The sequence below is a fragment of the Streptomyces chartreusis NRRL 3882 genome (assembly GCF_900236475.1).
Taxonomy (GTDB): Bacteria; Actinomycetota; Actinomycetes; order Streptomycetales; family Streptomycetaceae; genus Streptomyces; species Streptomyces chartreusis_D.
This window is the reverse complement of record NZ_LT963352.1, coordinates 6090715-6115597: the sequence shown is the minus strand read 5'-3', so window position 1 is coordinate 6115597 and position 24883 is coordinate 6090715. Positions and strand designations below refer to the sequence as shown.

Here is a 24883-nt window from a genome sequence, read left to right as displayed (position 1 = left end):
CGACGAAGCGAGTTGCTTCCAGCGAATGCTTCAGGTTACCGGCGGGGGCGCCCCCTCAATCAAATCGCTCCCCCTCCGCGACCGCCAGGCCCCCTCCCGGAACCCGCTCAGCCGGTTTGTTGACAACGGTTTCCATATTTGTTGAAAATGAGTGTCATGAACGTACGACGACGCCTCATACCCGCCACCGCGGTCACCGCGGCCACCGCTCTCGGCCTCGGTGCCCTCTCCGCCTGCTCCAGCGACAGCGCGGCGACGGGCAACACCGACAAGTTCGACGTCGTCGCGTCGTTCTACCCGATGGCGTTCCTCGCCGAGCAGATCGGCGGCGACCACGCGAACGTCACCAGCCTGACCGAACCCGGCCAGGAGCCGCACGACCTGGAGATCAGCACCAAGCAGCGGGCCCAGCTCGAAGAGGCCGACGCTGCGCTCTACCTCAAGGGCCTCCAGCCCGCCGTCGACGAGGCGGTCTCGCAGACCGGCATCAAGACGAAGATCGACGCGGCCACCCTGACGACCCTCGAGGACCACGGCAACACCGAGCACAGCCACGAGGGCGAGAAGGGGCACGCCGAGGAGGAAGGCCACGCCGAGGAGGAGGAGCACGCCCGCGACCCGCACGTCTGGCTGGACCCGGTGAAGTACGCCGAGGTCGCCGAGGGCGTCGGCAAGGCGTTCGAGAAGGCCGACCCGGACCACGCGGCCGACTACAGGAAGAACACCGCGGCCCTGGTCGAGAAGCTGAACGGGCTCAACGGCGACTTCGAGAACGGCCTGAAGAACAGCAGGACCAAGGTCTTCTTCACCAACCACGCCGCCTTCGGCTACCTCGCCGAGCGCTACGGCCTCACCCAGGAGGCCATCTCCGGCCTCGACCCCGAGAGCGAGCCCAGCGCCGCCCGGGTCAAGGAGCTCCAGCAGGAGGCCAAGGCCGACGGCGTCACCACCGTCTTCTACGAGACACTGGTCTCCGACAAGACCGCGAAGACCCTGGCCCGGGACGCCAACCTGAAGACGGACGTCCTCGACCCGCTCGAGGGCATCACGGACAAGTCCCGCGGCGACGACTACTTCCAGGTCATGGAAGCCAACCTCAAGGCCCTGCAGACGGCTCTGGGAGCCAAGTGATCGACCCATCGGAGGACGGCATGACCGAGCCCGTCATATCCCTGCGCGGCGTCCGCGCGGACCTGGGCTCGCGCCCCGTCCTGCGCGGCATCGACCTCACCGTGCACCACGGCGAGGTCGTCGCGCTGCTCGGCGCGAACGGCTCCGGCAAGTCCACGGCCGTGCGCAGCATCATCGGCCAGGTGCAGACCGGCGCCGGTGAGATCCAGCTGTTCGGCACGGACCGTAGGCGGTTCCGGGACTGGCACCGCGTGGGCTACGTCCCGCAGCGCACCACGGCCGCGGGCGGCGTGCCCGCCACGGTGACCGAGGTGGTCTCCTCCGGCCGGCTGTCCCGGGCCCGCTTCGGCGTGCTGCGCAAGGCGGACCACACGGCCGTGCGGCAGGCGCTGGAGCTCGTCGGCATGGCCGACCGGGCCAAGGACTCGGTCAACGCCCTGTCCGGCGGCCAGCACCAGCGCGTCCTGATAGCCCGTGCCCTGGCCTCCGAGCCGGAACTGCTGATCATGGACGAGCCGATGGCCGGTGTGGACCTGGCCAGCCAGGAGGTGCTGGCGCACACGCTGCGCGAGCAGGTCTCGCAGGGCACGACCGTGCTGCTCGTGCTGCACGAACTGGGCCCCCTGGAGCCCCTCATCGACCGGGCGGTCGTACTCCGCGACGGCTGTGTCGTGCACGACGGCCCGCCCCCGAAGGCGGTCGGGCAGCACGCCCTCCCCGGCCACGACCACGTACACCCGCACGCACCCGCGGGCGCCGAACCGATCCGCACGGGACTGCTGAGCTGATGGACTTCCTCGACTACGCCTTCATGCAGCGGGCGCTGCTCGCCGCCGTCCTGGTCGGCATCACGGCCCCCGCGGTGGGGATCTACCTGGTCCAGCGCCGCCAGGCCCTGATGGGCGACGGCATCGGGCACGTGGCGATGACCGGCGTCGGCCTGGGCTTCCTGCTGACCTGGTCCCCGGTGTGGATGGCGACCCTCGTCTCCGTCCTCGGCGCGGTCCTCATGGAGCTGATCCGCTGGTACGGCAGGACCCGAGGCGACATCGCCCTCGCGATGCTGTTCTACGGCGGCATGGCCGGCGGTGTGATGTTCATCAACCTCGCGCCGACGGGCTCCAACGCCAACCTGACGTCGTACCTGTTCGGCTCCCTGTCTACGGTGTCCGAGTCGGACGTCACGGCGATCTGCGTGCTGGCCGCCTTCGTCGTCCTGGTCACCCTCGGCCTGCGCCGGCAGCTGTTCGCGGTCAGCCAGGACGAGGAGTTCGCCCGGGTGACGGGCCTGCCGGTGCGCGCCCTGAACCTGCTGACGGCGATCACCGCGGCCGTCACGGTGACGGTGGCTATGCGCGTGGTCGGCCTGCTGCTGGTCAGCGCGCTGATGGTGGTGCCCGTCGCGGCCGCCCAGCAGATCGGCCGCAGCTTCGCCGCGACCTTCGTGATCGCCGTCGCCATCGGCGTGAGCGTGACGATCGGCGGGACCGTCACCTCGTACTACCAGGACGTGCCGCCCGGCGCGACGATCGTGCTGCTGACCATCGGCGCCTTCGTCGTGCTGACGGCGCTCGCGGCTCCGCTGGCCCGCCGCCGCGCCCGTGCCCGGACCGCCGCGGATCCCGCCCACGACCCTGCCGAGTGCACGATTCCGGGCACCCGGGAGACAGCCGACGAAGTCGGCGTCTGACCGCCCCCGCCCCGGGCTGGCACAATGGCCCGGGCAAGGCAGACGTGAGGAGGCAACGGTGACGACCGCTGGACCGTCCGTGAAGGGCCGCGCCACCAGGCAGCGTGCCGCCGTGGCGGCGGCCCTGGACGAGGTCGACGAGTTCCGCAGCGCGCAGGAACTGCACGACATGCTCAAGCACAAGGGCGACTCGGTCGGGCTCACCACGGTCTACCGCACCCTCCAGTCCCTCGCCGACGCCGGCGAGGTCGACGTCCTGCGCACCGCCGACGGCGAGTCCGTCTACCGGCGCTGCTCCACCGACGACCATCACCACCACCTGGTGTGCCGCGGCTGCGGCAAGGCCGTCGAGGTCGAGGGCCCGGCCGTGGAGAAGTGGGCGGAGGCCATCGCCACCGAGCACGGCTTCGTGAACGTGGCCCACACGGTGGAGATCTTCGGCACGTGCGCCGACTGCGCGAAGTCCTCCGGCGGTTGAGCCGTTGTTCGCCGTGAAGGTGAGGCCCGGCCATCGGGGTGCGGGTCGGTAGCGGCCGGTCGCGCAGTTCCCCGCGCCCCTGAGGGAACTGCGCGACCGCCAGATCTCGGAACGGCCGTGAGACCTACTGCTGCTTGCCCTCCATGGCCAGCAGTTCCTCGTTCGGGATGGCCCCGCCGAAGCGGCGGTCCCGCGAGGCGTACTCCAGGCAGGCCCGCCACAGGTCCCGGCGGTCGAAGTCCGGCCACAGCACGTCCTGGAAGACCATCTCGGCGTACGCGCTCTGCCAGATCAGGTAGTTGGAGGTGCGCTGTTCACCGCTCGGACGCAGGAACAGGTCCACGTCCGGCATGTCCGGGTAGTACATGTACTTCGCGAAGGTCTTCTCGTTGACCTTCGACGGATCGAGCTTCCCGGCCTTCACATCGGCCGCGAGCGCCTGGGCGGCGTCGGCGATCTCGGCGCGCCCGCCGTAGTTCATGCAGAAGTACAGCGTGAGCCGGTCGTTCCCCTTGGTCTGCTCCTGGGCGATCTGGAGCTCCTTGGCCACGGACCGCCACAGCTTGGGCATCCGCCCCACCCAGCGCACCCGCACACCCAGCTCGTCCAGCTGGTCGCGGGACTTGCGGATGAAGTCCCGGTTGAAGTTCATCAGGAAGCGCACCTCGTCCGGCGAACGCTTCCAGTTCTCGGTGGAGAAGGCGTACAGGGAGATGGCGCCCACGCCCATCTCGATGGCGCCCTGGAGCACGTCGACCACCCGCTCGGCGCCGACCTTGTGCCCCTCGGTGCGCGGCAGGCCCCGCTCCTTCGCCCACCGCCCGTTGCCGTCCATGACGATCGCCACATGCTGCGGTACGAGCTCCCCGGGGAGCTTCGGCGGCCGCGCGCCGGACGGGTGCGGCTCCGGCGTCCTGTACTCCCGGCGCTGCCGCCCCAGGATCCCGCGTACGGCCATGTGTTTCTCGTCTCCTCGTGCTCGCTTGCTTCGCTTACTTCTCGACGTAGCGCAGGGAGCGCAGCCCGCGCTCCATGTGCCAGTGCAGATACGCGGACACCAGCCCGCTGCCCTCCCGGACGTACCGCGCCTCGCAGGCGTCCGCGGTCTCCCAGTCTCCCGTAAGCAGCGCGCCGAGGAGTTCCAGGGCCTGGGGCGAGGGTACGACGCTGCCGGGCACCCGGCAGTCCGCGCAGACGGAACCGCCCGAGGCGACCGAGAAGAACCTGTTGGGCCCGGGCATACCGCACTTCGCGCAGTCGGTGAAGCTCGGGGCGTAGCCGTTGACGGCGAGGGACCGGAGCAGGAACGCGTCCAGCACGAGGTGCGGCGCGTGCTCCCCGCGGGCGAGGGTCCGCAGCCCGCCGACGAGCAGCAGGTACTGCTGCACGGCCGGCTCCCCCTCGTGGTCGGTGAACCGCTCGGCGGTCTCGAGCATCGCGGTCCCGGCGGTGTACCGCGCGTAGTCGCTGACGATCCCGCCCCCGTACGGGGCGATGGTCTCGCTCTGCGTGCACAGCGGCAGCCCGCGCCCGACCAGCTCGCTTCCCTTGGCGAAGAACTGCACGTCGACGTGGGAGAAGGGTTCGAGGCGCGCACCGAACTTCGACTTCGTCCGGCGCACGCCCCTGGCCACCGCCCGTACCCGTCCGTGACCGCGGGTGAGCAGCGTGATGATCCGGTCCGCCTCACCCAGCTTCTGGGTGCGCAGCACGATGCCGTCGTCGCGGAACAGACTCATGGCGCCATTCTCGCAGGGTCATGAGGTCAAGGGACCTCGCCCCTGCTGCGGGCGTTGGCGTACGCCGTCGCCGCGCGCAGCCGCTCGGCCGGGGTGGCGTGCCGGACGGCAGCGGGATCGGCGTCCCACTCCTTCCCGCCCCCGTACGGCCTCAGCTGCACGTAGGGCCCCTCATGCCCCATGACGATGCCGATGCGGCCGCTGCGGGTGTCCACGACGTACGCGCCGACCGGGGGCTTCATCGCGGCACCGCCGCGAGCCGCCGGGCGGTCCGAACGGAACACCCGCCGGATTCCATGAGCGGACAGGGTGCTTCCCGCGCAAGACTCACCGGGTCGAGCCCCAGTGACGGCAGGATAATTCCGGCCTTGGCGAGTTCTGCCCGCAATTCTTTCACCGCATCCTCCGCTTCTTCGGCGCAGAGCGCCGAGTGTCGTGCCTCCACCGTGCTCCCCCTCCTTTCGGAGTTTCACTCTTCGCATCTCCGCGGTGACGCTCCGCGCCTACACTCGGGAGGGGTCTGTGCCCTACAACTGCGGGGCAGCACAAAGGGGTTCGGCAATGCGAAAAGCTGATTGCCGATAAGCGGTGTGCGGACGATTTCGCGCCTACGATCCCCCTCCATGGAACAGTCTTGGACCATGCGCCCGGCCGAGCCGGCCGATGTCGAGCCGATAGCGGAGCTGCGGGCGGTGGTGATGCGCCCGGATCTGGAGCGCCTGGGCCGCTACGACGCACACCGGGTCAGGCAGCGCCTGCGGGACGGCTTCTCCGCCCGGCACACCTCGATCATCGAGGCCGACGGCTCCTTCGCGGGCAGCGTCGCCCTGCGCCCGTCCGAGACCGACGAGAACGGCCACTGGCTGGAGCACTTCTATCTCGCCCCGGCCCTCCAGGGCCGAGGGCTCGGAGCGGCGGTCCTCCACACCCTGCTGACCCGGACCGACGCGGACAACGCCCTGGTCCGCCTGAACGTCCTCCAGGGCAGCCCGGCCCGCCGCCTCTACGAACGCCACGGCTTCACGATCGAATCCCAGGATCCGGTCGACATCTTCATGGTGAGGCGCCCGAACAGCGTTTGAGGAGGGGCTCATCCCCTACCGAACCGGCGTACGAACCGCCGCTGCCAGGGCGTTTCCACGGCATGCCTGTCGTAGTGCCGGCGCACGTACGCCACCGCCTCCTCGCCGGGTACGCCGTCCAGGACCGCGAGGCAGGCCAGAGCCGTGCCCGTGCGGCCACGTCCTCCGCCGCAGGCGATCTCCACGCGCTCCCCGGCGGCCCGCTCCCAGGCTTCGGCCAGCACCTCGCGGGCGGCTGCCCGATCCGACGGGAGGCGGAAGTCGGGCCAGCGGATCCAACACGCCTCCCAGGGAACCCCGGGCGGCTGCCGGCCGAGCAGGTAGACGCCGTAGGAGGGAAGCTGCGCGCCGGGGTCCATGGGGTGCCGGAGACCTCGTCCCCGCACCAACCGGCCGGAAGGCAGTCTCAGGACGCCGGCGCCGCTCTCACTCCACAGCTGGGTCACGCCCCTCATCATGCTCCGTGCCCGCTCCCCCGGGGAGCGGAATCAGCCCACCCCTCGTGACTCCTGTGCCGCCCGTGCCTCGATCCCCCGGAAGTGCACCGCCATGGCCCGCTGCGCGCCCTCGACGTCGCGGGCGCGCAGGGCGGTGACGATGTCGCGGTGGCGGCGGACCGTGATCTCGGGGGACGGGTCGGCGGTCCAGCCGCGGGCGCCGGAGACCCGCCGGAAGACCGTCCAGAAGGCGCCGAGGAGCTGGGCGTTGCCGAGGGAGGCGTACAAGATCTCGTGGAACTCGCGGTCGAGTTCCGGGAAGGAGCGGCCCGTGCCGCCCGCGCGCTCCATGCGGGTCACCACGCCCTCCAGCCGGTCCAGTTCCGCCTCGGTGACCGTCGCCGCGACCCGGCGGATCAGGCCCTCTTCCAGTACCTCGCGGACCTGGAGGATCTCGGCGAGGGCGCCGGGGTCGTCGTCGTGCCGGGCCAGGGTGCGGAAGGTCAGGCCGTCGACGAGGGGGGTGAGGGAGGCCTGGCCGACGTAGGTGCCGTAGCCGTGTCTGATCTCGACGATGTCGAGGGCCTGGAGGGCCTTGAGGGCCTCGCGGACGGAGTTGCGGCTGACGCCGAGGTCCTCCATGAGTTCGGCCTCGGTGGGCAGCGGCGCACCGGCGGTGAGTCTGCGGTCGAGGATGAGCTGCACGACCTGGCGTTGTATCCGGCTGGTCCTGGGCTCCTCGGACATGCGCCGCATCGTACGCGCCCCGGACGTCCCACGTCCCACCTCTGGCGGTACCCGGTCCGGACCGGCCCTGACAGGTCATCAACTCACGGCGTTTCCCAGTGCCATTGGTCCGACCTGTGGCAGATACGCCATTCGTGTGCGATCCCTTGACCGCCCCCACGGCCCCTCCTATCGTCGCGCTGACCGCAGGACGTAGGACGTCGTATCTCCGCTGCTCGCTCCCTTGTCTCCTTTCCAGACCTCTCGCTGGAGGACCCCGTGCGCGACGTGACCCACGACGTGCCGGCGCCGCACCGCCGGCAGTTCCTGAAGTACACCGGCGCGCTGGGCGCGGCCGCCGCCGTCTCCGCGTCGCTGTCGGCCTGTTCGTCCGGGCCGGAGTCCACGAACGACACCGGCGGGGGCGGCGGCCGGGACCGGACCCTCACCGCCGTGATCGGCTACGGCAACGACGGCAGCTGGGATCCCACCCAGACCGCGTCGGCGTTCTGCATGGCCGCCAACAACCACATCTACGAGGGCCTGCTCGACACCGACCCGATCTCCCGCGAGCCGTACCCGGCCCTGGCGACCGAGGTGCCGAAGGACCCGGGCAGCACGTCCTGGACGTTCACGCTGCGGGCCGGGGCGAAGTTCCACGACGGCAAGCCCGTGACCGCCGACGACGTGGTCTTCGTCTTCGAACGGATCCTCGACCCGGACACCCAGACCCTCGCCAAGGGCTTCTTCGCGAGCTGGCTGAAGGAGGTCCGGAAGATCGACGCGCGGAAGGTGGAGCTGGTGCTCAAGTTCCCCTTCCCGGACGGGCTTTCGCGGCTGACCCTCGCCAAGATCATGCCCAGACACGTGTTCTCGCAGCCGGGCGCCTGGGACGACGCCATCAAGGGCAAGGCGATCGGCTCGGGGCCCTACCGGCAGACCGCGCACCACCCGAAGTCGAACACCACCTTCGAGGCGTTCGACGACTACAACGGCCCGCGCAAGCCGGCCTTCCGGAAGATGAACTGGCTGACGATCGTGGACGCGGCACCCCGCGTCGCGAAGATCTCGGGGTCGAGCGCGGGCGCGCAGATCGCGGACAACATCCCGTACGCCAACATCGCGCAGTTGGAGAGCGGCGGGCTGACGGTCGCCGGCGGGGCCGGGATGAACAACCTGTTCCTGATGTTCAACACCCGGCACAAGCCCTTCGACGACGTGCGCGTGCGTCAGGCCCTGCACTACGCCATCGACACCGAGAAGATGGTGGAGGTGGCGCTCAAGGGCCACGGCAAGCCGTCGAGTTCCTTCCTCGACGAGAGCAACCCGTCCTACCGCCGGGCCAGGACCGTCTACGACCACGACCCCGACAAGGCGAAGGCACTGCTGAAGGAGGCCGGGGTCAGGGACCTGAGCATCGACATCCTCGCGGTGAACGTCAGCTGGATCGTCGACTGCCTGCCCACCATCAAGGCGTCCTGGGACGCGATCGGCGTGAAGACGACCCTGTCCCCGCAGGAGACCACGGCCGTGTTCACGAAGATGGACCAGAAGCAGGACTACCAGGTCGTCGCCGCCGCCTCGAACCCCAACCAGTTCGGCCTCGACGCCGACCTGATCATGCACTACAACTACGGGCCCGAGAACCTGTGGATGCAGTACACGCGGTGGGCGGGCGACCCCGTCGCCAAGGCGCTCTTCAGGGACATGGACCGGGCCACCCGGGAGCCGGACCCGGAGAAGAAGAAGGCGATGGTCCAGGACTACATCGACGTCGTCGCCGAACAGGCCGTGCTCTACCCGGTCGTCCACAACGAGCTGATGACGGCCTGGGACCCGAAGCGGCTCAGCGGCATAAGGGCACAGCCCTACCCGGGCATCAACCTCCTCCAGGCCAAGTGGGCCTAGCGGTATGACGGCCGTCCTGCGGATCCTGCTGCGCCGTGTCGCCCTGCTCGTGCCGCTGATGCTCGGCATCGTGCTGTTCGTGTTCCTGGTGATGCGGTTCTCGGACGTCGACCCGGCGTCCGCGTTCTTCCAGGGCGCCAACCCGACGCCGCGGCAACTGCACGACTTCCGCGAGGAACACGGCCTGCTCGACCCACTGCCCGTGCGCTACGCCGACTTCGTCGCCGACCTGCTGCACGGCGACATGGGCACCAGCGCGCTGACCCGGGCACCGGTCGTCGACCAGGTCACCACCGCGCTGCCGCTCACCCTCCAGCTCACCTTCCTGGGTCTGGGCGTCGCGGTCGTGCTGTCCCTCGTGGGCGGGGTGACCGCGGCGATCTACCGGGACCGGCTGCCCGACCAGATCATCCGGGTCGTGTCGCTGACCGGTGTCGCGGCGCCCGGCTTCTGGCTGGCGCTGCTGATGATCCAGTACCTGGCGGTCGACCTGGGCTGGTTCCCGACCGGCGGCTACGTCAACCCGGCCGACTCCTTCACCGGCTGGCTGAAGACCATGACGCTCCCCGCCCTCGCCCTCTCCCTCCCGGTGGCGGCGCAACTGACCCGGATCGTGCGGACGGCCGTGGTGGAGGAGCTGGACAAGGACTACGTACGGACGGCGATCGGCAGCGGGCTGCCACCGCGCGTGGTGGTCGGGCGGAACGTGCTGCGGAACGCGCTCATCAACCCCCTCACGGTGCTCGGACTGCGCGTCGGCTACCTGCTGGGCGGCGCGGTCGTCATCGAGACGATCTTCTCGCTGCCCGGCATGGGCAAGCTGATGATCGACGCCGTGAAGAACGGCGATCCGGCCGTCGTTCAGGGCGTCGTCCTGACCACGGCGGCCGGGTTCGTCGTCGTGAACCTCGTCATCGACGTCCTCTACCTGCTGGTCAACCCGCGACTGAGGGATGCGACCGCATGATGACCCCCCTGCTGACCCGCAAGAGCCTCACCGAGGCGCTCTCCCGGCCCGGCGTGCGGCTGCGCGGGTGGCGTCGGCTGCCGTTGCTGTCGAAGGCCGCCGTCTGCTTCCTGGCGGTCGTCGTCCTGCTGGCGCTGCTCGCCCCGCTGCTCGCCCCGCACGACCCGCTCGACCAGCAGCCGCCCGTCGACGGCACCGGGCATCCCTCCGCCGGGCACTGGATGGGCCAGGACAGCCTCGGCCGGGACATCCTCAGCCGGCTGATGTACGGGGCGCGCTGGTCGCTCGCGATCGGGCTCGGCGCCACCGGCCTGGCCCTGGTGGCCGGAGCGCTGCTCGGGGCGGTCGCGGCCACCTCGCGCAAGGCGGTCGACGAGACGCTGATGCGCTGCCTGGACGTCGTCATGGCATTCCCGGGCATCGCGCTCGCCGCCGTGCTGGTCGCGGTGTTCGGCGGTGGCATCACGGTGCTGATCTGCGCGATCGCCTTCCTGTTCACGCCGCCGGTGGCCCGCGTCGTCCGGGCGAACGTCCTCGACCAGTACGGCGAGGACTACGTCACGGCGGAACGCGTGATCGGCGCCCGGACACCGCACATCGTGCTGAAGCACGTGGCGATCAACTGCGCCGCGCCCGTGCTGGTGTTCTGCACGGTGCAGGTCGCCGAGGCGATCGTCTTCGAGGCGTCGCTGTCCTTCATCGGAGCGGGCGTTCGGCCGCCGGACCCGTCCTGGGGCAGTGTCATCGCGGACGGCAAGAACATGGTGCTGACCGGCGGCTGGTGGGCGACGGTGTTCCCCGGGCTGCTGATGCTGGTCACGGTGCTGTCGCTGAACATCCTGTCCGAGGGCGTGTCCGACGCGTGGGCGGCCCCCTCGGCGCGGGAGGTCGACGCACCCGGCGACGACCCGGTGGAGGCGCCGGAGCCCGGCAGCGGCGAGGTCCTGCAACTGCCCGGCCTGACGGAAGCGGCCCGGCGGCTGCGGGCCCGGGCCCGTCGGCTGCCCCGGGACGGGCAGCCGGTGCTCGCGGTGGAGAACCTCGCCATCGGCTTCGACCAGCGGCACGGCGGCGTGGACATCGTGGACGGCATCAGCTTCGAGGTGCATCCCGGTGAGGTCCTGGGCCTGGTCGGCGAGTCGGGCTGCGGCAAGTCGCTGACCGCGCTGGCGATCATGGGCCTCCAGCCGAAGGGGGCGCGCGTCGGCGGCCGGGTCCGGTTCGGCGGGCGGGACCTGCTCGCCGAGCCGATGCGCGTACGCCGCAGGCTCCTGGGCCACGAGATGGCGATGGTCTACCAGGACGCGCTGTCGTCGCTGAACCCGGCCATGACGATCCGCGCGCAGCTGAAGCAGGTCGTCCGGCGGGGCGGGCGGCGCAGTCCCGCCGAGCTGCTGACGATGGTCGGCCTCGACCCCGAGCGGACCCTGCGCAGCTACCCGCACGAACTGTCCGGCGGGCAGCGCCAGCGCGTCCTGATCGCCATGGCCCTGTCCCGCGACCCGAAGCTGATCGTCGCCGACGAGCCGACGACGGCCCTCGACGTGACCGTGCAGGCCCAGGTCATAGAGCTGCTGCTGCGGCTGCGCGAGGAGCTGGGCTTCGCGCTGATCCTGGTCTCGCACGACCTGGCGCTGGTCGCGGACGTCACCGACCGGGTGGTGGTGATGTACGGCGGGCAGATCGTGGAGACGGGCGTGACCGCCGACCTGGTGGAGGCGCCGGCCCACCACTACACGCGCGGCCTGCTCGGCAGCGTGCTGTCGCTGGAGACGGCGCAGGAGCGGATGACGCAGATCAAGGGGGTCGTGCCGTCTCCGGCCGACTTCCCGGCCGGGTGCCGGTTCGCCGACCGGTGCCCGCGCGCGAGCGAGATCTGCCGTACGACGGCACCGGTCCTGGCCGGCACCGCGGCCCACACGGCGGCCTGCCACCACCCGGCCATAGAGCCGGCGACCACCGGGACCGAGGCGGTGTCATGACCGCGCGGCCCGCTCTGGTGGAGCTCTCCGACGCGCACGTCGTGCACAAGGCCCGCAGCGGCGGCCTGTTCACCCGCGACCGAGTGTACGCCCTGACCGGCGCCGACCTGGCGATCGCGCCCGGCGAGACCGTCGGTGTGGTGGGCGAGTCGGGCTGCGGGAAGTCGACGCTGGCGAAGGTGCTGGTGGGCGTGGAACGGCCGACCCGCGGGACGGTGTCGTTCCGGGGCCGCGACCTGTGGACGATGCCGCCCGCCGAACGCCGCCGCGCCGTCGGCAGCAGCACCGGCATGATCTTCCAGGACCCGTCGACGGCCCTGAACCGCCGCCTGACCGTACGGCAGATCCTGCGGGACCCGCTGGACGTGCACGACCGGGGCACGAAGAGCGAACGCGACGCGAGGGTCCGGGAGTTGATGTCCCTGGTCGGCCTCCCCCGGGCCCTCGCCGACGCCCTGCCGGGCCAGTTGTCGGGCGGGCAGCGGCAGCGCGTCGCGATCGCCCGGGCGCTGGCACTGGACCCGGACCTGGTCGTGGCGGACGAGCCGACGAGCGCCCTGGACGTGTCGGTCCGCGCCCAGATCCTCAATCTGCTGCTGGACCTGAAGGAACGCCTGGGCCTGGCCCTGGTGTTCGTCTCGCACGACATCCAGACGGTCCGGCGGATGAGCGACCGCGTGATCACCATGTACCTGGGCCGGATCGTCGAGGAGTCCCCGGCCGCCCTGGTCACCGACCGGGCCCGGCACCCGTACACCCGCGCCCTGTTCTCCGCCACGCCCGGCCTGCTCGACCCGATCGACCCGATCCCGCTGGCCGGCCCGGTCCCGTCGGCGACGCGCCCGCCGAGCGGCTGCCCGTTCCGCACCCGCTGCTGGAAGGCGGACGGGACGTGCGCACAGGAGATGCCGGGCTTCTCGGTCGCGTCGGCGCCCGCGCACCGCTTCCGCTGCCACCATCCTGTCCGGGAGGACGAGTCGACCCGCGACCTCGTCCGCCGCAGCGACGCGATGGAGGCCCCATGACGATCACCCCGCTGACCGGTGTCATCCCGCCCGTATGCACACCCCTGACACCGGACCGCGAGGTGGACGTCCCCTCGCTGCTCCGGCTGGTCGACCATCTGGTGTCCGGCGGAGTGCACGGCCTGTTCGTGCTCGGCTCGACCTCGGAGGCGGCGTATCTGACGGACGCGCAGCGCAGGCGGGTGGTCGAGTCGGTCGCGGCGCACGTGGGCGGACAGCTCCCGGTGCTGGCCGGGGCGATCGACATGACGACGGCCCGGGTCCTGGACCATGTCGCGGCGGTGACGGCGGCGGGCGCGGACGCGGTCGTCGTCACCGCCCCGTTCTACGCCCGCACCCACCCGGCGGAGATCGCCCGCCACTACCGCGCGGTCGCCGCCGCGAGCCCGGTCCCGGTGGTCGCCTACGACATCCCCGTCGCCGTCCACACGAAGCTGCCCGCGGACGTGGTCCTGGAGCTGGCCGCCGACGGTGTCCTGGCGGCGCTCAAGGACTCCAGCGGCGACCTGGCCGCCTTCCGCCAGGTCGTGACCGGCGCCCGGTCCCACCAGGGCATCACCGGCTTCAGCGTGCTGACCGGCTCCGAGCTGATCGTCGACGCGGCGCTCGCGGTCGGCGCGGACGGCACCGTGCCCGGACTCGGCAACGTCGACCCGCACGGCTACGCCCGCCTGGACCGCCTGTGCCGCGCCGGGGAGTGGGCGCAGGCCCGTGCCGAACAGGAGCGGCTGTGCGCCCTGTTCGGCCTGGTCACCGTCGGCGACCCGGCCCGCATGGGCCCCGGATCCTCGGCGATCGGCGCCTTCAAGGCCGCGCTGCACCTGCGGGGCGTGATCGACTGCCCGGTCACGGCGGAGCCGCAGGTGCCGTTGTCGCAGGACGAGGTGGAGCGGGTCGGCACCTACCTGACGGCGGCAGGGCTGCTCTAGAACTCCGCGGCCGGACGGTGCCCGTCCGTCAGACGCTCCCCGGGGTCACCAGCCCCGACTCGTACGCGACGATGACCAACTGCGCCCGGTCCCGGGCCGCCAGCTTGCCCATGATGCGGCTGACGTGCGTCTTCGCGGTCAGGGGGCTCAACCCCAACGCCTCGGCTATCTCGGTGTTGTTGAGGCCGCGCGCGACCAGCGACAGCACCTCCCGCTCGCGGTCGGACAGGCACTCCGGCCCGCCGGTCCGAGGTGCCGAGGGGCTGCGCAGGAACCGCTCGATCAGCCGTGCCGTGGGCCCGGGCGACAGCAGGGACTCCCCGGCCGCGACCGTACGGATGGCGTCGAGGAGTTCGGCCGGCCTGGTGTCCTTCACCAGGAACCCGGAGGCGCCGGCCCGCAGGGCTTCCACGATGTTCTCGTCGGTGTCGTACGTGGTGAGGACCAGGACGCGGACGCCCGCGAGGTCCTCGTCGGCCGCGATGAGCCGGGTCGCCTCGATGCCGTCCAGGTCGGGCATGCGGATGTCCATCACGACGAGGTCGGCGCGCTCGCTGCGGGCCAGTCGCACGGCCTGCCGGCCGGAGGCGGCCTGGCCGACGACCTCCATGTCCCGGGCCGACTCCACGAGCAGCGCGAACGCCTCCCGTACCAGGGTCTGGTCGTCCGCGAGCAGCACTCGTATGGTCATCCGGTCCCCTCCCCCGTGGCCCCCGTCATCGTCAGCGGCAGTACGGCGGTCACCTCGAAGCCGCCGTCCGCACGTGGACCGGCGTCGAGTGTGCCACCCACCGTGCGCGCCCGCTCGCGCATTCCGACGATTCCGAAGCCCGGGGTGCCGCCCGGGGCCGGTCCCGTGCCGTCGTCGCTGACCGACAGGTGCAGGGCGCCCTCCCGTTCCACCAGGTCGACCCGGACGGCCGGTTCGGGCCCCGCGTGCCGTACGGCGTTGGTCAGCGCCTCCTGCACGATGCGGTAGGCGGCGGCACCGACGGCGGGCGGCGCCTGCCGTATCCGCACGGTCTGCTCGACCCGGGCACCGGCGAGCCGCGCGGCCTCCGCCAGATCCGGCAGACCGCCTAGGCCGGGCAGCGGGCCGCGGACGTCCGGGGTGCCGTGCTCGCGCAAGACCTCCAGGGTCGTACGGAGTTCGCCCCGGGCGCTGCGACAGGTCTCGGCGATGTCGTCGAGGGCCTTGGCCACGGTCTCCCGGTCGAGCCGCTCGGGGTCGGCGGACAGCACGTGGGCGGCGACCGAGGTCTGCACGCCGATGAGGGTGATGCTGTGCGCGAGCAGGTCGTGCAGGTCCCGGGCGATCCGCAGCCGCTCCTCGGCGACCCGACGCCGGGCCTCCTCCTCCCGGGTGCGTTCGGCACGTTCGGCGCGCTCCACGATGGAGGCGACGTACTGGCGGTAGAAGCGCACGTCGGCACCGCAGAACAGCACGGCGACGACCCAGCCGGAGATCTGGAGCACCCTCAGCGCCTCGTGCGCGCTGACGGTGAGCATCACACCCGTCGAGAGGGTGATGACACCGACGCCGACCAGGACGGTACGCAGCGGGCGACCGGTGACGGCGACGGTGTAGAGCGCGATGTAGGCGGCCGGGGTCGGCGCCGTGTGGGTGTTGTCGAGGGCGTGATACGGGGCGACGCAGACCACGATCGCGAGCAGCACGAGCAGCGGACGGCGGCGGCGCCACGCCAGCGGCACGTGGCAGGCGAGCAACAGCGCCCAGCCGAGCGCGTCGGGCCGGCGCCCGTCGTCGACGAACAGCGCGAGAGCGACCGCGAGTGCGGCGGCGACGACGGCGAGCAGCGCGTCGTTGCGCAGGGCGTGCGGAGCGGTCAGCGGATCACGGTTGATCACCGCCATGATGCGGTTGCCTGTCGTGGGTACCTGCACGGACATCATCCTCGGCCAGGAGGGGCCCCCTCCGGGAGGGGACCCACTCGGCTGCTGGCAGTCGTGCCGCTGGGGCGGCACGGGTGGGCGATGGGGGTACCCCCTGCTCGAGCGAAGCCGAGAGCTCGGGGGAGGCACCCCGCTACGCCGGGCTGCGAACCCGCCCCCGCTCGGCAACAGCGGGCGGTTCCGGTGCGCGCGACAGCCGTCCCGGCCACCAAACCCGCCGCCGCAACAGCACACTCGCCGTCGTCACCAGATACGTCCGCACCAGGAACGTATCGAGCAGCACCCCCACCGCGATGACGAATCCGAGCTCGACGAGCCCGACCATCGGCAACGTCGTCAGCACGGCGAAGGTCGCCGCGAGCACCACACCCGCGGAGGCGATGACCCCACCGGTCGTACGCAACGCGGTGAGCGCGGCCGCCTCCGGCTCGACGCCCTTCACGGACTCCTCCCGCATCCGGTGCATCAGGAAGATCCCGTAATCCACACCGAGCGCGACCAGGAACACGAACGACAGCAGCCCCAGCCCGGGATCCGTACCGCCGAAGCCGAACACCGGCTCGAACACCAGCCCCCCGATGCCGAGCGCCGCACCCCACACGGCCACCACCGCCGCCAACAGCAGCAACGGCGCGACGAGACTGCGCAACAGCCCGACGAGGATGACGAACACGGCCCCCAGCACCAGCGGCACGATCACCTTCCGGTCCCGGGACTCGCTGTCGGCCAGGTCGATCTGCTGCGCGCTGGGACCACCGACATAGGCGCCCGCGGGGTCGAGCCGGGCCCGCAGGGCCTCGATGGTCCGGGTCTCGGCCGGAGTCTCGGGCGAGGCGGTCGTGAAGACCGCGATCTCGGTCCACCCCGAGCCACTGCGCCCGGCAACCACCTCGGCGACACCGTCGGTCGCACGGGCCCGCTCCACAGCCGTGCCGGCCCGCTCGTCGGGGGCGATGACCGTCACCGGCCGGCTGCTGCGCTCCGGATACTCCCGCGCCAGCGTCCGCATCGCGGCGATCGACTCGGGCCGCTCCGTGAAGGAGTCCTCCTGCTTGATGCTCCCGGACAGATTCAGCGTGCCGAGCGCCAGCGCACCGAGCAGCGCGGCCCCACCGACGAGCACGGTGACGGGCCTGCGCGTCGCCGAGGTCCCCATCGCGGCGAACAGCGACCGGCGCGCCCTAGGCTCGCTGCCGAACGCGGGGATCAGCGGCCAGAAGACCCGCCGCCCGAGCAGCACCAGCACGGCGGGCAGCAGGGTCGTCATGGCGACCAGCGCGGCGAGCACCCCGACCATGCCGACCGGTCCCATGCCGCTGCTGCTGTTGAGGTCGGCGGCGAGCAGGCACAGCAGCCCGGCCCCGACGGTCCCGGAGGAGGCGAGGATCGCCGGTCCGCAGCCGCGCAGGGCGGCGCTCATGGCGTCGTACGGCCGCTCGTGGCGCCGCAGTTCCTCGCGGTAGCGGGAGATGAGCAGCAGCGCGTAGTCGGTGCCGGCGCCGAGGACGAGCACGGTCATCACGCCGCCGCTCTGGCCGGTGACGGTGACGTCGAACAGTTCGTGGAGCCCGTACCCGGCGGCCATCGACACGGCGGCGGCGACGCCCGCGACGGCGAGCGGCACCAGCCACAGGAACGGGCTGCGGTAGATCAGGATCAGCAGGACGGTGACTACGGCGAGCGTGGCCAAGAGCAGGGTGCCGTCGATCGTCTCGAACACCTTGCTCATGTCGGTGTTCAACGCCCCGGGCCCGCCGACCTCGACGCTCAGCCCGCCGCTGCCCTCGGCGATCTCCCGCACGCCGTCCACGAAGGCGTTCCGGGCCTCCTCGTCCTGGCCGGGCTGGGTGCTGGACACCGGGTACATCAGGGTGGTGCCGTCCTCGGACGGCACGCCGTGCGGCTCGCCGGTCAGGTCGTAGGCGCCGCGCACCTCGGCGACCTGCTCGGCGGCCGTGCGCCGGTCGGCGTCGGTCAGACCGCCGTCCCGGTGGTACACGAGCACCAGGTCGGTGGACTCGCCTCCCGGCAGCCGGTCCTGGATCCGCGCGACCTGCGTGGAGTCGGCGCTGTCGGGCAGGTAGTCGACGGCGCGGTTCTGCTGGATGCCGGCGAACTTCCCGGCGAGCGGCCCGACCAGCACGAGGGCGGCGAGCCACAGCCCGACCACCACCCAGGGCACGGTTCGCCGCCGTGCGGTTTTCCTTGTGTCCCCCACTGTTCGGGCTCCCTCCGGTCCGGGTGTCTGGAACGGTCTCCAGACTCCCGGCGCGCGGGGGCCGATGCGTCGGACCCGAGGCCGAGTCGGGGGTTACTGCGGAGGGCGGTACGGGCGGCGGATTACTCCCCGGGGAGTAACGCCCGGGGAGCGACGCCGGGGAGTGCCCGGCAGGGGCGCTGCCCTACGACGGCGTCCGTGCCGCCTCCGCCAGCACCCGTGTCACGTCGTCCGAGCAGATGGTGAGCGCCGCCCCCACCGTCGCGAGCACGTCCCGCTCGGCGGGCGTGTACGGCCCGTCCGCCAGGGCGATACGGGCCCCCTGGAGCAGGATCGATTCGCGGCCGACCGTGGCGAGGTGCGGGGCGAGCGGGTCCAGCGCCTCGTGCAGCTCTATGGCCAGCCCCGCACCGCAGGGCTCCCCGGTGATCCGGCCGGTGTCCGCCTCCAGCGCCTCCACGAGGGCGGCCAGCTGTTCCTCCGTGCAGTCGTCGAAGCCGGCCGCGCGCACGGCGAGCACCGCGGCCTCCAGCGCCGGACGGGAACCGGCGCCGCCCGCGGCCAGCACGGCGAGGGCGACGGTGTGCACGGCGTCGCGGAGCATCGCGGAGAAGCGGGTGGTGGTCGGATGGTCGAGGACGTCCGTGCCGAAGTGGCGGCGGCAGGCGGCGCACTCCACGACCGGGCCGGTCTCACCGCGCGGCAGCACGGGCAGGCCGAGCAGGGTGAAGCGGCGTTGTCCGGTCAGCCGCTGGTAGTTGCGGTCGCCGCCGCAGCCGGGGCAGAAGAACTCCCCGTCACCGGCGGGCGTCCACGCGGTACGGGTGCCCAGGATGCTCGAAAACCTGGCGGCATGGCCGTTTCGTCCCCGTCCTGGCAGCACGTCGCACCTCCGTCACGCCGCACGGCAGCGTCGCCGCGCTTGCGTGATGTTAGCCACATCCGTGAGGAGGAGTCAGTACCCCGGAGGAGACCTTTCCGTGACCCTCACAGGGATTGGCCGGTATGCGACGGGGCTCCGCCCGCCGGACAACGGCGGACGGAGCCCCTGAACCCTCGTCGGGACAGGTCAGCGCGTCGCCCGGTTGACGGCCGAGACGACCGCCTTCAGCGAGGCCCGCGTGGTGTTCGCGTCGATTCCGATCCCCCACAGGACCTTGTCGTCGATCGCGCACTCGATGTAGGAGGCGGCCTGCGCGGAGGCGCCCTCGCTCATCGTGTGCTCCTGGTAGTCCAGCAGGCGTACGTCGATGCCGACGGACTGGAGCGCGTCGAAGAAGGCCGAGATCGGGCCGTTGCCGGAACCGGACAGGACGGTGTCCTGGCCGTCGACCGTGGCCTCCACCGTCAGCGTGTCCACGCCGTCGGTGTCGGTCGTCGACTGGTTGTTCTTGACCTGGATCCGGCCCCACGGGTTCTCGGGGTTGGGCAGGTACTCGTCCTGGAAGACGGCCCAGATGTCCTTCGGCGTGACCTCGCCGCCCTCGGCGTCCGTCTTCGCCTGGATGATCTTCGAGAACTCGATCTGCATCCGGCGGGGCAGTTCCAGCTTGTGGTCGTTCTTCAGGACGTACGCGATGCCGCCCTTGCCGGACTGCGAGTTGACCCGGATGACCGCCTCGTAGGAGCGGCCGACGTCCTTGGGGTCGATCGGCAGGTACGGGACGGCCCACTCGATGTCGTCGACGGTGACGCCCTTGGCCTTCGCGTCGGCCTCCATGGCGTCGAAGCCCTTCTTGATGGCGTCCTGGTGGGAGCCGGAGAAGGACGTGTAGACCAGGTCGCCCACGTACGGGTGGCGCGGGTGGACCTCCATCTGGTTGCAGTACTCCCACGTGCGACGGATCTCGTCGATGTCGGAGAAGTCGATCTGCGGGTCGACGCCCTGCGAGAAGAGGTTCATGCCCAGGGTGACCAGGTCGACGTTGCCGGTGCGCTCGCCCTGGCCGAACAGGCAGCCCTCGACGCGGTCGGCACCGGCCATCAGGGCCAGCTCGGCTGCGGCGACGGCCGTGCCGCGGTCGTTGTGGGGGTGGACGGACAGGCAGACGTGCTCGCGGCGGGAGAGGTTGCGGCCCATCCACTCGAAGCGGTCCGCGTGGGTCGACGGGGTCGAACGCTCCACCGTGGCGGGCAGGTTGAGGATGATCTCGCGGCCCGGGCCGGGCTGCCAGACGTCCATGACCGCCTCGCAGACCTCCAGCGCGAAGTCCAGCTCGGTGTCGGTGAAGATCTCCGGCGAGTACTGGTAGCCGAACTCCGTCTCCGGGCCCAGCAGCTTCTCCGCGTACTCCATGACCAGCCGCGTGCCGTCGACGGCGATCTGCTTGATGTCGTCCTTGGAGCCCCGGAAGACGACCCGGCGGAAGACGGGGGCGGTGGCGTTGTAGAGGTGGACGGTCGCGCGCTTGGCGCCCTTCAGGGACTCCACCGTGCGCTCGATCAGGTCCTCGCGGGCCTGGGTCAGTACGGAGATGGTGACGTCGTCGGGGATGGCCCCGGGCTCTTCGATGATGGAGCGCACGAAGTCGAAGTCGGTCTGGCCGGAGGCCGGGAAGCCGACCTCGATCTCCTTGTAGCCCATCTTGACCAGCAGGTCGAACATCGCGCGCTTGCGGGCGGGCGACATGGGGTCGATCAGGGCCTGGTTGCCGTCACGCAGGTCGGTGGAGAGCCAGCGGGGGGCGGCGGTGATGCGGTTGTTCGGCCAGGTGCGGTCCGGGATGTCGACCTGCTCGTAGCGGCCGTACTTGTGGATCGGCATGGAACTGGGCTGCTGGCGGTTCGCCATGATGCGGGGGCTCCTCAGAGTGTCCGGAAGGACGGCCGACGACGCAGCACCAAGCTCCGCGGGGAGGGAGTCGGCCTCGACTACAGGCCCTCGCCGCGGCAGCTAAGGAGAAGCAGCCCGAAACGCATGATGCGCAGCATGCTAGCCGAGGCCCTCCGGGTGCGCGGGTCCGTATCAGTATGCGGGACCGGGCGCACATACGGGACAAAAAGTGCGCTATACCACTTCGCCACGGAGGGTGAAGGCCCTTGTCCCGGTATTTCACCAATCATGGTGGCGACTAGTGACAGCTCCGTCACGCAGTGCAAGGGTGCCGGGCATGACGACTCACGGGGGCTTCGAGCCCGTCTTCTGCACCATCGTTCCACCGCATGTCCTCGACAAGCTCGCCCAGGCCGAGGACCCCGCGCTCGCCGGGCCCGCCCGCCGCACGCTGCAGCGCGACGCCTTCGAGCGCACCCAGCGCCGCCTCACCACGGTCATCGGCGCGACCGCCGTCACCGGGGTCGCCGACGGCAAGCCGCAGCGGACCATCCACGACGCCCGGCACGGCACCGACCTGCCCGGCCACAAGGTCCGCGGCGAGGGCGACAAGCCCGGCAAGGACGCCACCGTCAACCGCGCCTACGCGGGCCTCGGCGCCACCTTCGAGCTGCTCTGGCGGGCGTACCAGCGCGACTCCATCGACGGCGGCGGCCTGCCCCTGAACGCGACCGTGCACTACGACCGCGACTACAACAACGCCTTCTGGAACGGCGAGCAGATGGTCTTCGGCGACGGGGACGGCGAGATCTTCCTCGACTTCACCATCCCGATCGACGTCATCGGCCACGAACTGGTCCACGGCGTCACCCAGTACACGGCCAACCTCACCTACTTCGGTCAGCCCGGCGCGCTGAACGAGTCCCTGTCGGACGTCTTCGGCTCGCTCATCAAGCAGTACACGCTGGGCCAGACCGCCGCCGAGGCGGACTGGCTGATCGGCGCGGGCCTGCTCGCCCCACGGGTGACGGGCAAGGCGCTGCGCTCCATGAAGGAGCCGGGCACGGCGTACGACGACGACGTCCTGGGCAAGGACCCGCAGCCGGCCACGATGGACGACTTCGTCCGCACCGGCCGCGACAACGGCGGTGTCCACATCAACTCGGGCATCCCGAACCACGCCTTCTACCTGGCGGCCACGGCCCTCGGCGGCCACGCCTGGGAACGCGCGGGACAGGTCTGGTACGACGTGCTGACCGGCGGCGAGCTGAAGCAGCAGGCGATGTTCGCCGACTTCGCCACGCTCACCGTCAAGGCCGCGCGGGAGCGGTTCGGCGACGGGGAGGAGCTGGACGCCGTGTCGAAGGCCTGGGAGCAGGTCGGGGTGCGGACCCTGTAGTTCCGTACTAGACAGGTGCCATGCGGATTCAGGTGAGGCGCACGGGCGGGTTCGCGGGCATCGAACGGCATGCCGAGGTGGACACCTCCGGCCGCCCCGATGCCCCCGAATGGCACGCCCTGGCCGAGAAGGCGTTCGCCGCCGGACGGAGCACTCCGCCGATCGGCGTTCCGGACGGCTTCGGCTACCAGATCACGGTGGACGGCAAGACGGTGTACTGCGCGGACCCCCGGCTGACCGAGGAGCAGCGGAAGCTGATCTCCCGGGTGCTGAAGGAGGGGGCGTGACAGGCGGGGGCAACAGGTGCTCCGCGGCGGCCTGTTGACTTCTGTTACCGGCGGTACGGATGATCCAGCGCATGGCGACTGACGCAGGCAATCCGATCCCCCGCTTCCCGGCCGGCTTCCTCTGGGGCGTGTCGACCTCGGCGCACCAGATCGAGGGCGCGGCGGACGAGCGCGAGCCCTCCGTGTGGGACGCCTTCACGGCCGAGCCGGGCCGGGTGAAGGACGGCTCGACGGCGGTGGTGGCCTGCGACCACTACCACCGCCACCGCGAGGACGTGGCACTGCTGGCCGGCCTCGGCGTGAACGCGTACCGCTTCTCGGTGTCCTGGCCGCGCGTGCGCTCCGAGAAGGGCCTGGACTTCTACGACCGGCTGGTGGACGACCTGTGCGCGGCCGGGATCCGCCCGGTGCCGACCCTGTTCCACTGGGACCTGCCGACGGACCTGGACTGGCTGGAGCGGGACACGGCGGCGCGTTTCGCCGAGTACGCGGCCCTGGTCGCCGGCCGCCTGGGAGACCGGGTGACGAAGTGGATCACCCTCAACGAGCCCGCCGAACACACCCTGCTGGGTCACGCCCTGGGCGTGCACGCGCCGGGCAGGCAGCTGCTGTTCGACGCGCTCCCGGCCGCCCACCACCAGCTGCTGGCCCACGGCCTGGCCGTCCGGGCCCTGCGCGCCTCGGGCGTCACGGACATCGGCATCGCCAACTCGCACGGCCCGACCTGGGCCGCGTCGACCGAGGCGGCGGACGCGGAGGCGGCCGAGTTCTACGACGTGCTGCTGAACCGACTGTTCGCGGACCCGCTGCTGCTGGGCCGCTACCCGGACGGCATCGGCGAGCTGATGCCCGGGGACGTCGCGGCCGACCTGAAGGTGATCGCCGAGCCGGTCGACTGGTACGGCGTCAACTACTACGCGCCGACGCGGGTGGGCGCCCCGCAGGGCACCGACATCACCTTCGGCGGCGTCGCCATGCCCGCCGAACTCCCCTTCTCCGTACGGGAGATCACGGGCCACCCGGTCACCGACTTCGGCTGGCCGGTCGTGCCCGAGGGCCTGACCGAGCTCCTCACCACCTTCCACGACCGCTACGGCGACCGGCTCCCGCCCGTCGTCATCACCGAGAACGGCTGCTCGTACCCGGACGTCGACGACCAGGACCGCATCGCCTATCTGGACGGCCACATCCGGGCCCTGCACCGGGCGCTGGAGGCGGGCGTCGACGTACGCGGCTACTTCGTGTGGTCCCTGCTCGACAACTTCGAGTGGGCGGAGGGCTACGCCCGCCGCTTCGGCCTGGTCCACGTCGACTTCGAGACCCTGGAGCGGACCCCGAAGTCGTCGTACCGCTGGTACCGGGAGGTGCTGCGGGCCCAGGGAACTACGGTTTGACGCCCACCCCGGTCCACAGGCTGACCTCGGCGTCCGTCGGGGCGTCGCCGTCGGTGGCGTCGGGCCGCCAGCGGTGGCCGACGGTGACACCGGGGTCGAGCAGCTCCAGGCCGTCGAAGAAGCGGGTGACGTCCGCCCGGGAGCGGAACTGCACCGGCGTCCCGGCCGAGGTGTAGATCTCGGTGACCTTCTGCCAGGTCGACGGGTCGAAGTCGGGCGTGCAGTGGCTCAGCGCCAGGGCGCTGCCCGAGGGCAGGACGTCCAGCAGCCGGCGCACGATGCCGTACGGGTCCTGGGCGTCGGTGACGAAGTGCATCAGCGCGTTGAGGGAGAGCGCGACCGGGCGGCTCAGGTCGAGGACCTCGGCCAGTTCGGGTGCGGTCAGCAGCGCCTGGGGGTCGTTGACGTCCGCCTCTATGTACGTCGTACGGCCCTCGGCCGTGCTGCGCATCAGGCGCTCGGCGTACTTGAGGACGAGGGGGTCGTTGTCGGCGTAGACCACGCGGGCGTCGGGGACCACGGACTGGGCCACCTGGTGCAGGTTGGGCTCGGTGGGGATGCCGGTGCCGATGTCCAGCCACTGGCGGATGCCGTGCTCGCGGGCGAGGACGCGGGTGGCCCGGTGCATGAAGGCGCGGTTCTCGCGGGCGCAGACGAAGATGGCGGGGTAGGCCTCGGCGACCCGCTCGGCCGCCTGCTTGTCCACCTCGAAGTGGTCCTTGCCGCCCAGGTAGTAGTCGTACATGCGGGCGGAGTGCGGCCTGCTGGTGTCGATGTCCCGTGACGCGTGCGAGTGGGTCATGC

At 71.3% G+C, this 24883-nt stretch carries 25 protein-coding genes; 13 read left to right on the top strand and 12 right to left on the bottom strand.

Features of this window, described 5'->3' with window-relative positions; translation table 11 throughout:
* Nucleotides 1–156 precede the first annotated feature (156 nt).
* From SCNRRL3882_RS27665 to SCNRRL3882_RS27650, 4 genes are read left to right on the top strand one after another with little or no spacing between them, the layout of a single operon-like run.
* The gene (locus SCNRRL3882_RS27665) at nt 157–1131 is read left to right on the top strand and encodes a metal ABC transporter substrate-binding protein (protein WP_010042138.1); all 975 of its coding nucleotides are present in this window, start codon (nt 157–159) and stop codon (nt 1129–1131) included.
* 20 nt (nt 1132–1151) lie between these two features.
* Complete coding sequence (locus tag SCNRRL3882_RS27660) at nt 1152–1919, top strand: metal ABC transporter ATP-binding protein (protein WP_010042136.1); 768 nt, start codon at nt 1152–1154, stop codon at nt 1917–1919.
* Nucleotides 1919–2821, top strand: coding sequence for a metal ABC transporter permease (locus SCNRRL3882_RS27655; RefSeq protein ID WP_010042134.1), 903 nt, complete (start codon nt 1919–1921; stop codon nt 2819–2821). The genes SCNRRL3882_RS27660 and SCNRRL3882_RS27655 overlap by 1 nt, the downstream gene beginning before the upstream one ends.
* A 58-nt stretch (nt 2822–2879) precedes the next feature.
* A complete protein-coding gene (locus SCNRRL3882_RS27650; protein ID WP_010042133.1) occupies nt 2880–3299 on the top strand; it encodes a Fur family transcriptional regulator in 420 nt (139 codons plus the stop codon).
* 124 nt (nt 3300–3423) lie between these two features.
* On the opposite strand, the gene SCNRRL3882_RS27645 is transcribed toward SCNRRL3882_RS27650, so the two are convergent.
* Genes SCNRRL3882_RS27645 through SCNRRL3882_RS41925 form a run of 4 tightly spaced genes read right to left on the bottom strand, consistent with a single transcriptional unit; the run spans nt 3424 to nt 5483 of the window.
* Nucleotides 3424–4257, bottom strand: a complete 834-nt coding sequence (locus SCNRRL3882_RS27645; protein ID WP_010042132.1) for an isoprenyl transferase — start codon at nt 4255–4257, stop codon at nt 3424–3426.
* 34 nt (nt 4258–4291) lie between these two features.
* Nucleotides 4292–5038, bottom strand: a complete 747-nt coding sequence (gene recO / locus SCNRRL3882_RS27640; protein ID WP_010042130.1) for a DNA repair protein RecO — start codon at nt 5036–5038, stop codon at nt 4292–4294.
* A 26-nt stretch (nt 5039–5064) separates the two neighbouring features.
* On the bottom strand, nt 5065–5280 hold the full coding sequence (locus SCNRRL3882_RS27635; protein WP_020273158.1) for a hypothetical protein: 216 nt from the start codon (nt 5278–5280) through the stop codon (nt 5065–5067).
* The gene (locus SCNRRL3882_RS41925; RefSeq protein ID WP_078602875.1) at nt 5277–5483 is read right to left on the bottom strand and encodes a hypothetical protein; all 207 of its coding nucleotides are present in this window, start codon (nt 5481–5483) and stop codon (nt 5277–5279) included. Before SCNRRL3882_RS41925 ends, SCNRRL3882_RS27635 begins: the two co-directional genes overlap by 4 nt.
* Nucleotides 5484–5679: 196 nt before the next feature.
* Here SCNRRL3882_RS41925 and SCNRRL3882_RS27625 point away from each other — a divergent pair, with 196 nt between their 5' ends.
* The gene (locus SCNRRL3882_RS27625; RefSeq protein ID WP_010042127.1) at nt 5680–6120 is read left to right on the top strand and encodes a GNAT family N-acetyltransferase; all 441 of its coding nucleotides are present in this window, start codon (nt 5680–5682) and stop codon (nt 6118–6120) included.
* An 8-nt stretch (nt 6121–6128) separates the two neighbouring features.
* On the opposite strand, the gene SCNRRL3882_RS27620 is transcribed toward SCNRRL3882_RS27625, so the two are convergent.
* Together SCNRRL3882_RS27620 and SCNRRL3882_RS27615 are read right to left on the bottom strand one after the other, a co-directional pair.
* Nucleotides 6129–6575: a hypothetical protein gene (locus tag SCNRRL3882_RS27620; protein ID WP_029181333.1), complete on the bottom strand. Its 447-nt coding sequence runs from the start codon at nt 6573–6575 to the stop codon at nt 6129–6131.
* A 33-nt stretch (nt 6576–6608) separates the two neighbouring features.
* A complete protein-coding gene (locus SCNRRL3882_RS27615) occupies nt 6609–7313 on the bottom strand; it encodes a FadR/GntR family transcriptional regulator (RefSeq protein ID WP_029181332.1) in 705 nt (234 codons plus the stop codon).
* A gap of 249 nt (nt 7314–7562) precedes the next feature.
* On the opposite strand from SCNRRL3882_RS27615, the gene SCNRRL3882_RS27610 reads away from it, so the two are divergent.
* Genes SCNRRL3882_RS27610 through SCNRRL3882_RS27590 form a run of 5 tightly spaced genes read left to right on the top strand, consistent with a single transcriptional unit; the run spans nt 7563 to nt 14094 of the window.
* Nucleotides 7563–9191: an ABC transporter substrate-binding protein gene (locus SCNRRL3882_RS27610; protein ID WP_010042121.1), complete on the top strand. Its 1629-nt coding sequence runs from the start codon at nt 7563–7565 to the stop codon at nt 9189–9191.
* A gap of 4 nt (nt 9192–9195) precedes the next feature.
* Entirely contained in the window at nt 9196–10158 is a 963-nt protein-coding gene (locus SCNRRL3882_RS27605) for an ABC transporter permease (protein WP_010042119.1), read from the top strand.
* Complete coding sequence (locus tag SCNRRL3882_RS27600; RefSeq protein ID WP_010042117.1) at nt 10155–12140, top strand: dipeptide/oligopeptide/nickel ABC transporter permease/ATP-binding protein; 1986 nt, start codon at nt 10155–10157, stop codon at nt 12138–12140. The genes SCNRRL3882_RS27605 and SCNRRL3882_RS27600 overlap by 4 nt, the downstream gene beginning before the upstream one ends.
* Complete coding sequence (locus SCNRRL3882_RS27595; RefSeq protein ID WP_010042115.1) at nt 12137–13165, top strand: oligopeptide/dipeptide ABC transporter ATP-binding protein; 1029 nt, start codon at nt 12137–12139, stop codon at nt 13163–13165. Before SCNRRL3882_RS27600 ends, SCNRRL3882_RS27595 begins: the two co-directional genes overlap by 4 nt.
* Nucleotides 13162–14094, top strand: a complete 933-nt coding sequence (locus SCNRRL3882_RS27590) for a dihydrodipicolinate synthase family protein (RefSeq protein WP_010042112.1) — start codon at nt 13162–13164, stop codon at nt 14092–14094. Before SCNRRL3882_RS27595 ends, SCNRRL3882_RS27590 begins: the two co-directional genes overlap by 4 nt.
* 28 nt (nt 14095–14122) lie before the next feature.
* Here the strand turns inward: SCNRRL3882_RS27590 and SCNRRL3882_RS27585 are convergent, their stop codons facing one another.
* From SCNRRL3882_RS27585 to leuA, 5 genes are all read right to left on the bottom strand, one after another.
* Nucleotides 14123–14785, bottom strand: a complete 663-nt coding sequence (locus SCNRRL3882_RS27585; protein ID WP_029181329.1) for a response regulator — start codon at nt 14783–14785, stop codon at nt 14123–14125.
* Nucleotides 14782–16008, bottom strand: coding sequence for a sensor histidine kinase (locus SCNRRL3882_RS27580; protein WP_010042107.1), 1227 nt, complete (start codon nt 16006–16008; stop codon nt 14782–14784). The genes SCNRRL3882_RS27585 and SCNRRL3882_RS27580 overlap by 4 nt, the downstream gene beginning before the upstream one ends.
* A 133-nt stretch (nt 16009–16141) precedes the next feature.
* Nucleotides 16142–18190: an MMPL family transporter gene (locus SCNRRL3882_RS27575; RefSeq protein ID WP_010042106.1), complete on the bottom strand. Its 2049-nt coding sequence runs from the start codon at nt 18188–18190 to the stop codon at nt 16142–16144.
* A gap of 220 nt (nt 18191–18410) precedes the next feature.
* On the bottom strand, nt 18411–19109 hold the full coding sequence (locus tag SCNRRL3882_RS27570) for a TerB family tellurite resistance protein (RefSeq protein WP_010042104.1): 699 nt from the start codon (nt 19107–19109) through the stop codon (nt 18411–18413).
* 186 nt (nt 19110–19295) lie between these two features.
* Nucleotides 19296–21017: a 2-isopropylmalate synthase gene (gene leuA / locus SCNRRL3882_RS27565; RefSeq protein WP_010042103.1), complete on the bottom strand. Its 1722-nt coding sequence runs from the start codon at nt 21015–21017 to the stop codon at nt 19296–19298.
* Nucleotides 21018–21336: 319 nt separating this feature from the next.
* Here leuA and SCNRRL3882_RS27555 point away from each other — a divergent pair, with 319 nt between their 5' ends.
* From SCNRRL3882_RS27555 to SCNRRL3882_RS27545, 3 genes are all read left to right on the top strand, one after another.
* On the top strand, nt 21337–22398 hold the full coding sequence (locus SCNRRL3882_RS27555; RefSeq protein WP_029181328.1) for a M4 family metallopeptidase: 1062 nt from the start codon (nt 21337–21339) through the stop codon (nt 22396–22398).
* Between the two features lie 20 nt (nt 22399–22418).
* Nucleotides 22419–22685 carry a protealysin inhibitor emfourin gene (locus SCNRRL3882_RS27550; RefSeq protein WP_010042100.1) on the top strand — a complete coding sequence of 89 codons (267 nt, stop codon included), beginning with the start codon at nt 22419–22421 and terminating at the stop codon, nt 22683–22685.
* A gap of 71 nt (nt 22686–22756) precedes the next feature.
* Nucleotides 22757–24079, top strand: coding sequence for a GH1 family beta-glucosidase (locus tag SCNRRL3882_RS27545; protein WP_010042098.1), 1323 nt, complete (start codon nt 22757–22759; stop codon nt 24077–24079).
* Here SCNRRL3882_RS27545 and SCNRRL3882_RS27540 read toward each other — a convergent pair.
* Nucleotides 24069–24881 (bottom strand): SAM-dependent methyltransferase, encoded by an 813-nt coding sequence (locus tag SCNRRL3882_RS27540; RefSeq protein WP_010042096.1) that lies wholly within the window; start codon nt 24879–24881, stop codon nt 24069–24071. The genes SCNRRL3882_RS27545 and SCNRRL3882_RS27540 overlap by 11 nt on opposite strands.
* Nucleotides 24882–24883 lie beyond the last annotated feature (2 nt).